The sequence below is a fragment of the Nostoc sp. T09 genome (genome assembly GCF_002154695.1).
Taxonomy (GTDB): domain Bacteria; phylum Cyanobacteriota; class Cyanobacteriia; order Cyanobacteriales; family Nostocaceae; genus Aulosira.
This window is the reverse complement of the sequence record NZ_MTAV01000095.1, coordinates 46069-53539: the sequence shown is the minus strand read 5'-3', so window position 1 is coordinate 53539 and position 7471 is coordinate 46069. Positions and strand designations below refer to the sequence as shown.

At 40.2% G+C, this 7471-nt stretch carries 8 protein-coding genes; 6 read left to right on the top strand and 2 right to left on the bottom strand.

The features are described 5' to 3' along the window. Nucleotides 1-252: 252 nt before the first annotated feature. Nucleotides 253-1062: a phosphate/phosphite/phosphonate ABC transporter substrate-binding protein gene (locus BV372_RS19630; protein WP_086688176.1), complete on the bottom strand. Its 810-nt coding sequence runs from the start codon at nucleotides 1060-1062 to the stop codon at nucleotides 253-255. Then, the gene (locus BV372_RS19625; protein ID WP_256973331.1) at nucleotides 1055-1351 is read right to left on the bottom strand and encodes a hypothetical protein; all 297 of its coding nucleotides are present in this window, start codon (nucleotides 1349-1351) and stop codon (nucleotides 1055-1057) included. The genes BV372_RS19630 and BV372_RS19625 overlap by 8 nt, the downstream gene beginning before the upstream one ends. 250 nt (nucleotides 1352-1601) lie before the next feature. On the opposite strand from BV372_RS19625, the gene BV372_RS19620 reads away from it, so the two are divergent. The 6 genes from BV372_RS19620 to BV372_RS19595 all read left to right on the top strand — a co-directional run bounded on the left by BV372_RS19620 (nucleotide 1602) and on the right by BV372_RS19595 (nucleotide 7312). Beyond that, complete coding sequence (locus BV372_RS19620; RefSeq protein WP_086688175.1) at nucleotides 1602-2264, top strand: bifunctional 4-hydroxy-2-oxoglutarate aldolase/2-dehydro-3-deoxy-phosphogluconate aldolase; 663 nt, start codon at nucleotides 1602-1604, stop codon at nucleotides 2262-2264. 24 nt (nucleotides 2265-2288) lie between these two features. Further along, nucleotides 2289-2801 carry a L,D-transpeptidase gene (locus BV372_RS19615; protein ID WP_086688174.1) on the top strand — a complete coding sequence of 171 codons (513 nt, stop codon included), beginning with the start codon at nucleotides 2289-2291 and terminating at the stop codon, nucleotides 2799-2801. A gap of 958 nt (nucleotides 2802-3759) precedes the next feature. Further along, the gene (locus BV372_RS19610; RefSeq protein ID WP_086688173.1) at nucleotides 3760-4299 is read left to right on the top strand and encodes a L,D-transpeptidase; all 540 of its coding nucleotides are present in this window, start codon (nucleotides 3760-3762) and stop codon (nucleotides 4297-4299) included. A 168-nt stretch (nucleotides 4300-4467) separates the two neighbouring features. After that, nucleotides 4468-5856, top strand: a complete 1389-nt coding sequence (gene hisS, locus BV372_RS19605; protein WP_086688172.1) for a histidine--tRNA ligase — start codon at nucleotides 4468-4470, stop codon at nucleotides 5854-5856. Between the two features lie 92 nt (nucleotides 5857-5948). After that, on the top strand, nucleotides 5949-6851 hold the full coding sequence (locus BV372_RS19600) for a DUF4437 domain-containing protein (protein WP_086688171.1): 903 nt from the start codon (nucleotides 5949-5951) through the stop codon (nucleotides 6849-6851). Continuing rightward, the gene (locus BV372_RS19595; RefSeq protein WP_086688170.1) at nucleotides 6851-7312 is read left to right on the top strand and encodes an antibiotic biosynthesis monooxygenase; all 462 of its coding nucleotides are present in this window, start codon (nucleotides 6851-6853) and stop codon (nucleotides 7310-7312) included. The genes BV372_RS19600 and BV372_RS19595 overlap by 1 nt, the downstream gene beginning before the upstream one ends. The last annotated feature ends 159 nt before the right edge of the window (nucleotides 7313-7471 follow it).

The following is a 7471-nucleotide window of genomic DNA, read 5'->3' as shown; positions in this document are numbered from 1 at the left end:
CTGGTTACGACTTCATCCTTAATGCCTTATCTGTCGCAAACATTTTTTGAATTGGTATTACAGTAAAATTCAGAGAAGTGAAATTAAGTTCTGTACTTTACTCAGTTGAAAACTGCTGTAAAAAGCTTATTTGACCGTATTTATGAACCACGTCTTTCCTTGGCTCATGCCGAAGAGAACACTTCTGTGGGTTCCCTCATTAAAAAAAGTGCGTGTTGCGCAAAGTTGCACAGAAAAACACAAAAGTTTAGTTTATAAAGATGCATAGCCTGCCTTGATAGCAGCATTGTAGATATCAGCGATCGCTTCATAATCTGCCAATTCTACTGCGGCGAAACGCTGCACTCCTACTCGGTTCATGGCTGTTTGTAGTTCTGCATCTGGCTCAAGCAAAGCTAATTGTATCTGCTGAATCAGGGATTTACCAAGATGCTGGGCTGCAACCAAGGGCGGTATAGGGCAAGGGCCGAGTACCTCTACCACTCGCAGCTGCTGAGATAGTTCTGGAAAATCACGTAATTCTTGCTCTAATACAACACTATCAATAGCAGCACAGTCTACTTTTCCTGCTGCTACCCAGCGAATAGAATTTTGGTGAGAGCCTGATTGCACGACCTTACCAAAAAAATGGTGAGGATGTCTCCCCTGAAACAATCGATGACGCAGCAGATTATAGCCACTATTAGAGCCTGGATCGTTGTAGCACAGCGTTTTACCCACCAAATCATCAAAACTTGCCAGATCGCTGTTAGCATTCACGATCGCATCTGAGAAGTAAATCGGACGGTTTTGATAACGAGGTGCTTGCATGACTGGAGCAATCACAGGCTGCAACTGGTCTAAGACTATTTGAGAATAACGGATCAGTGGTAATCCACAAATAAAAGCTAGGTCTAGTTGGTCTTTTAGTAGCAAGGGATCTAATAATGGTTCGCATTCACCTTGCTTTAACTGCGTTTCCACTGCCAACACGCGACCTAGATAAGCCAACACTGCTTCATAAAACCCAAACCAATTGGGAGCTAAATAAGATATAACTTGTAGCTTTTTTGATTTAGTCACTGGTTGATTCTACTGTGTCCTTACCAAGAGTGAACCCTAACAGTGGCTTGCGGTAAGACCAATGAAAGCCCAGGAATATCATACTCGCTAAGGTCAGCAGCATAATGCCAAAAATGGTCCCATATCCTTTACCATGCCACCAAAATCTTTGCATTGATGCGCTGCTAATTTGTCCAAGCCTCCACAGGCTGCTTCGATCAAATGGCTGGGAATTTTGAATTGTGATGTCCAAAGATGTTGTGTTTTGCTGCGCTAAGATGCCCAAGGGCTTGTTGCTAATCATCGCCATTTTTATACTCCTTTAAATCCCAACAGCAGGGCAGGCAATTATTAAACTACGGCAAACCGATAGTAATATCGTAGTTTATAAAAATATGGCATAGCTTGGTTCAATAAGCAAGCTTGAGTGAGGATTGCTTTTCATATATCACTTTAGTAGTTGAGATTCAATTGGTCGCGGTGATAGCGTAGCATCGGAGTCACTCCCAGACTAGAAGGAAGATCAATCTGCCTCATGCCCAATTCCCTTGAAAGTCAAAATGTCTAATCTAGTTTGGTTATCACAATTACAACAACACCGAGCGATCGCAGTCATCCGTGCGCCCAAAATTGAATTGGCAAGGCAAATGGCTTTGACTGTAGCATCTGGAGGAATGCAGCTAATTGAGATTACCTGGAATAGCGATCGCGCTGGGCAATTAATTAGCCAACTCCGCACGGAATTACCAAACTGCATGATTGGTACTGGTACCCTATTTAACGTCCAGCAATTACAAGAAGCGATCGCTTCTGGGGCACAATTTCTCTTCACACCCCACGTTGACTTAGCAATGATTCAAGCAGCAGTGGCGCAAGATGTACCCATTATTCCTGGGGCGCTGTCACCCACAGAAATTGTTACCGCCTGGAGTCATGGCGCTAGCTGTGTGAAAGTGTTTCCTGTAGAAGCAGTCGGAGGTGCTAATTATATCAAAAGCCTCCAAGGGCCGTTGGGAAAAATTCCTTTGATTCCCACCGGGGGAGTAAATTTAGAGAATGCCAAGGAATTTTTGCAAGCAGGCGCGATCGCTGTAGGTTTAAGTAGTCAATTATTCCCAAAGCATTTATTAACCGAGGAAAATTGGCCAGCGATTGCCGAACAGGTGAAAAAATTGATACAACAGATAGGGTACTTTAGGGTAAAAACTGAAAATTTTCCCTAAACTTCCTATTTAAGTATATTTACGATGAAAAGCTTGATTATTCATCACTGGATGCGCTCCTTGGCAATATTGCTTGCGGGTGTAACACTCTCCTTGAGTGTGGCAAATCCGGGAGCGTGCGAAGTTTCAGCAAAAGCAAAGGATGATGCAACTACCCAAAGCATTGATACACTCAAACAATCCGAGCAACGTTGGATTCAAATTGATCTTTCCAAACAACGGCTAATTGCTTGGGAAGGTAAAAAACCTGTTTATGCAATTACTATTTCTACTGGTAAAAAATCCACTCCCACTCGCATTGGGACTTTTAAAATTCAAACAAAACTTAAATCTACCAGAATGCGCGGTAGAGATTACGATGTTCCTGATGTTCCTTATGCAATGTTTTACCAAGGCAGCTATGGAATTCACGGTGCTTATTGGCATCGAAGATTTGGCACTCCAGTCAGCCACGGTTGTGTGAATGTTGCCCCCGATCATGCTAAGTGGTTATTTAATTGGGCATCTGTAGGTACATCAGTTTTTATCCATAGGTAGCAAATCTAAATTAAAAATAACTGTATAACAATAATGTTGAGAGATTCCCATTATTAAAATTTCTTGGGAATCTCTGGAATAGAAATAACTAAAACTGAAGTAAAATATAGAGAATAAGGCGCATCAAATCTGCCCAAAGAATAGGCGTAAATCTTCAAAAAATCTATATACCATCTCAGGTATATATAGCTTAAGTGTATGGTGGGCAATGCCCCCAAGAAAATTTGGCATCTTCTGCAAGTCCTCAGCCACAAAAAATTCTCAGGTTCCAATTTTTGCCAAACAAACAGTAAGCAATTAGGACAGAAGAATCTCAAGAAAATCTGTGATTGTAGTAGTGCGTAGACGCGGAGCGGTGTTAGCGCAGCGGTAGCGACGTAGGAGCGTCAGCAGTGCGTTGGCCGGGTTTCCCGGCTTGTTCGCTGAAAGCGTTCCCGCAGGGTAGCAACTGCTGAACCCGTTCGTCGAAGACGTTCCCGAAGGGTAGGGCTTGTCGTAGACATCGCATCAGACTAATATCAGGGAATCTTGACAGAAAAATTTATAAATTCTTTGGTAAATATGTAGCTAAACAACATATTTAATTACGATTTTCCTATTCGTAATCAACTTATCTGCATGAATTAGCTAGATATGAATTAATGAAAGATATCAATTGCTAAGTAGTAGTTGTGGCGCTATTAGTCGCTAAATAAAAACTAAAAAATATCTTAGTTTTAATAACGTCTAGTTACCAAGCTTGCATATTTACAAATTGAGGAGAATGCCTCCAATCCTTTACCTACTCTACTTATAGGTCTACATAAACTTAAGGGATTTCTTCCAAAAGTAGATTGTGCAATAGATAGGCAAAGACTCAAGGTTAAATATACAAGACAATTTTAGGCTTTTTACCGTTCTTTGCCCTATTTCTTCAAAATATCTAATCTTTAGCAGCTGAACTAGAAGGTGAGACTTGATGCAAAGTAGAATTCACAGTAGTTGGTTACGTTGTTCAAAAAATATCTGTACAAGTATGATGTTAGTGTTGGTGGCTTTATTTGCTTGGTCGCCGCCAATCACGCTTGATTCTAAGTTGGCAACAGCCAGAGCTGCTTCAGAAGATACTAACAGCAATACTGTCTCTGACCAAAGAAAGACATCTCAACCTCGCTGGATTGAAATTGACCTGTCTGAGCAACGGTTATTTGCATGGGAAGGTAAAAAGCGTGTCTATTCATTCCGCATTTCCACAGGTAAACGTGCAACTCCTACACCCAATGGTAAGTTTGAGATTAATTCTAAATATCGTACTAACCGAATGCAGGGTGAGGGCTACGACATTCCTGATGTCCCTTATGCTATGTATTTTTATGAAGGCTATGCCATTCACGGTGCTTACTGGCATAACAATTTTGGTACTCCAGTAAGCCACGGTTGTATAAATTTGCGAGTTAAGCAGGCTCGTCAATTGTACAACTGGGCAAAAGTTGGGACTTTAGTTGTAGTACATAAATAGATCGTATCCCAAGGAGATGCGATCGCTGCATATATACGGCGTAGTCCATTCTCCTCTAAAATTCGTCTTGAAAAGCTTTGATGCCTGCGGCAACCCCTACGGGGAACGGAGGGAACCGCCGCTCAAACTTTTCGCAAAATCTCAAGTCTAAAACTGGCAGTGTAGGTTATGGCAAAAGGTGACAAGATTAATTTTTCTACTCCTAGCGGGTTTCTAGAATTCCTCCCTAGCGAAAAACGCCTAGAATTATATTTGCTAGATACCATCCGCAGAGTTTTTGAAAGTTACGGATTTACACCCATCGAAACACCTGCTGTAGAACGCTTAGAAGTGCTACAAGCAAAAGGGAATCAGGGTGATAACATTATTTATGGTATCGACCCCATCCTGCCACCAAATCGCCAAGCAGAGAAAGATAAAGCAGGCGAAACAGGTTCGGAAGCTAGAGCTTTAAAATTTGACCAAACAGTTCCTTTAGCAGCATATATTGCCCGTCATCTCAACGAATTAACCTTTCCCTTTGCGCGCTATCAAATGGATGTTGTATTTCGTGGTGAACGCGCAAAAGATGGACGTTTTAGGCAATTCCGCCAGTGTGATATTGATGTAGTGGCTCGCAGTCAACTCAGCCTACTTTATGATGCTCAAATGCCTGCAATTATCACCGAAATATTTGACACAATTAATATTGGGGATTTTTTAATTCGCATCAATAATCGCAAAATTCTCACAGGTTTCTTTAAGTCAGTGGGAATTGCAGAAACCAAAATTAAAACCTGCATTAGTATTATTGATACCCTAGAGAAAGTAGGAGAGGAAAAAGTTAAACAGCATTTAGAAAAAGAAGGTATTTTAGCTGAACAGACACAAAAAATTATTGACTTTATTAAAATTGATGGTACTGTTGATGAAGTCTTAGGTAAACTCAAAAGCCTGTCACAAAATTGCCCGCATGTCGAACAATTGAGCCTAGGTGTTAGTGAAATAAAAACAGTAGTTGCAGGTGTGAAGGATTTGGGAGTTCCCGAAAAGCGTTTCTGTATTGATTTATCTATTGCACGTGGTCTTGATTATTATACAGGTACAGTTTACGAAACCACCTTATTAGGGTACGAACCTTTAGGTAGTATTTGTTCTGGCGGCAGATATGAAGAATTAGTTGGAACATTTTTAGGTGAAAAGATGCCTGGTGTAGGCATTTCCATCGGCTTAACTCGCTTAATTAGTCGCTTGCTAAAAGCTGGTATTCTCAATACCTTAGCCGCCACACCTGCACAGGTAATGGTTGTGAATATGCAAGAAGATTTGATGCCCACTTATTTAAAAGTGTCACAAAATCTACGTCAGGCGGGGATTAATGTTATAACTAATTTTGATAAGCGTCCCTTAGGTAAGCAATTCCAGCTAGCTGATAAACAAGGCATTCAATTCTGTGTCATTATTGGTTCTGAAGAAGCGGCAGCCCAAAAGTCCTCACTGAAAGATTTGAAAACAGGCGAACAAGTAGAAGTAGGATTGGCTAATTTGGCTGAAGAAGTGAAAAGGAGGCTTAGCTAATAAACAATATTCTCTTCTTTGTGTCTGTGTGGTGAAAAATTACTCAAGGACGCAAAGAAAAGCATCTTTCTAAATATGACACCTTTAAATATATGGAAAATCAAGACAATGCAGCCATTCAACAAGATACTAAAAACCTGTTAAATCTACCTTGTATACAAGAAGATTGGGGTGGAGATGGTAGAGGACGCATGAATTTATCAGGAAGGCGTACCGCAATTTATCCAGAATATATACCTCGTAAATACCAATTTTTTGACACAAATACTCTACCAGAAGAACAAGGTTGGCGAATCAAAGGAATGCCAGATCATGTAGCATCTGGAAGCCGTAGATTGCTAACTGAACATGACTGTGGAGCCTCTACATCCAGAGTTATTTTACCACCCCAATTTAAAGCACCATCGGGAATATTTACAGCAGATTTAGAACTTTTTGTCCTTAACGGTAAAATCCAAATTGGTGAATGGCAACTTACTAAGCATTGCTATTCTTTTATTCCCGCGGGAGTTAAGTTAGGTGATTGGCAAGTATTAGGTGATGAAGATGTAGAAATTCTCTGGATGGAGAATGGTGTAGCTTATTATAAAAATCTACAAGATAATCATCCAGATGCTAAGCTGAATGAATTTATCCCAGTATTAGATAGCAAATTGTTACCTTGGGGAAAAACGGATACAGTTCAATTTGTAAAAGCAACTAAAAAATGGCTAAGAAAAGATGCTAACGGAGGGGGAGCATGGTTAATTGTTATATTGCCACATTTTGATAATCATTATCAAATGATACAATCATATAACGAAGAGGGATATTGCTTAACTGGATATTGTGATGTAAACGATTACCGCATTCTCAAAAACCATTATTGGTATTGCCCCACCTTTAGCACTCTTCCTAGACACATAACGGATGATGGCGGCTTATTCTTTGTCCGAGTTGATAGAGATTTATCAAAAGTAAGTACAGTATTGTCATATAAACCTGGAGATACCTAATGATTAGACCAAGTAATTTTTTTGGTATTCTTTGTGGATTGACGGTTTCATTTATAATTTTGCCACTGACTTCATTTACACAAGTTGAAACCCTTGCCGTTTCAGCAGAACCCATACCAAATAATCCTGCTACTAGCCAATCAAAGAAAGTAGTCGCACGTATTTGGCATGGTACAACCCTGACATCAAAAGCAGATGAATACTATGCTTATTTGCTAGAAGCTGGAATTAAAAAATTCAAGTCAATTCCTGGCAATTTAGGAGTGCAAGTACTTCGTCGCGCTGATGGAAATAACACAGAATTTACTGTGATTTCTTACTGGGAATCACGCGATGCAATTCGCAATTTTGCTGGTAACGACATTGAAAAAGTCAGAGACCTTCCTAGAGATCACGAATATCTCATAAAACCGGAAACTAGAGTTAAACACTTTGATGTCATGGTCGAGGAGCGCAAATAATTTTAGATTAAAATGTAGGGTGCGTTGCGCTGCGTGCTCTTTTGATACGCTGGCTCATGTTTTTATACTCCCGACATTACAAAGAAAAGCATAAGGCAGAAGGAAAGGAGCATTAATTAAATTTCAATTATCCTATCAAAGGTAGAGAAAAGCGATCGC

Coding starts and splice junctions, on each gene's coding strand:
- BV372_RS19625 (WP_256973331.1), bottom strand. CDS start 1,351: ATGGCGATGATTAGCAACAAGCCCTTGGGCATCTTAGCGCAGCAAAAC.
- hisS (WP_086688172.1), top strand. CDS start 4,468: ATGGCAAAAGGTGACAAGATTAATTTTTCTACTCCTAGCGGGTTTCTA.
- BV372_RS19595 (WP_086688170.1), top strand. CDS start 6,851: ATGATTAGACCAAGTAATTTTTTTGGTATTCTTTGTGGATTGACGGTT.
- BV372_RS19610 (WP_086688173.1), top strand. CDS start 3,760: ATGCAAAGTAGAATTCACAGTAGTTGGTTACGTTGTTCAAAAAATATC.
- BV372_RS19600 (WP_086688171.1), top strand. CDS start 5,949: ATGGAAAATCAAGACAATGCAGCCATTCAACAAGATACTAAAAACCTG.
- BV372_RS19615 (WP_086688174.1), top strand. CDS start 2,289: ATGAAAAGCTTGATTATTCATCACTGGATGCGCTCCTTGGCAATATTG.
- BV372_RS19620 (WP_086688175.1), top strand. CDS start 1,602: ATGTCTAATCTAGTTTGGTTATCACAATTACAACAACACCGAGCGATC.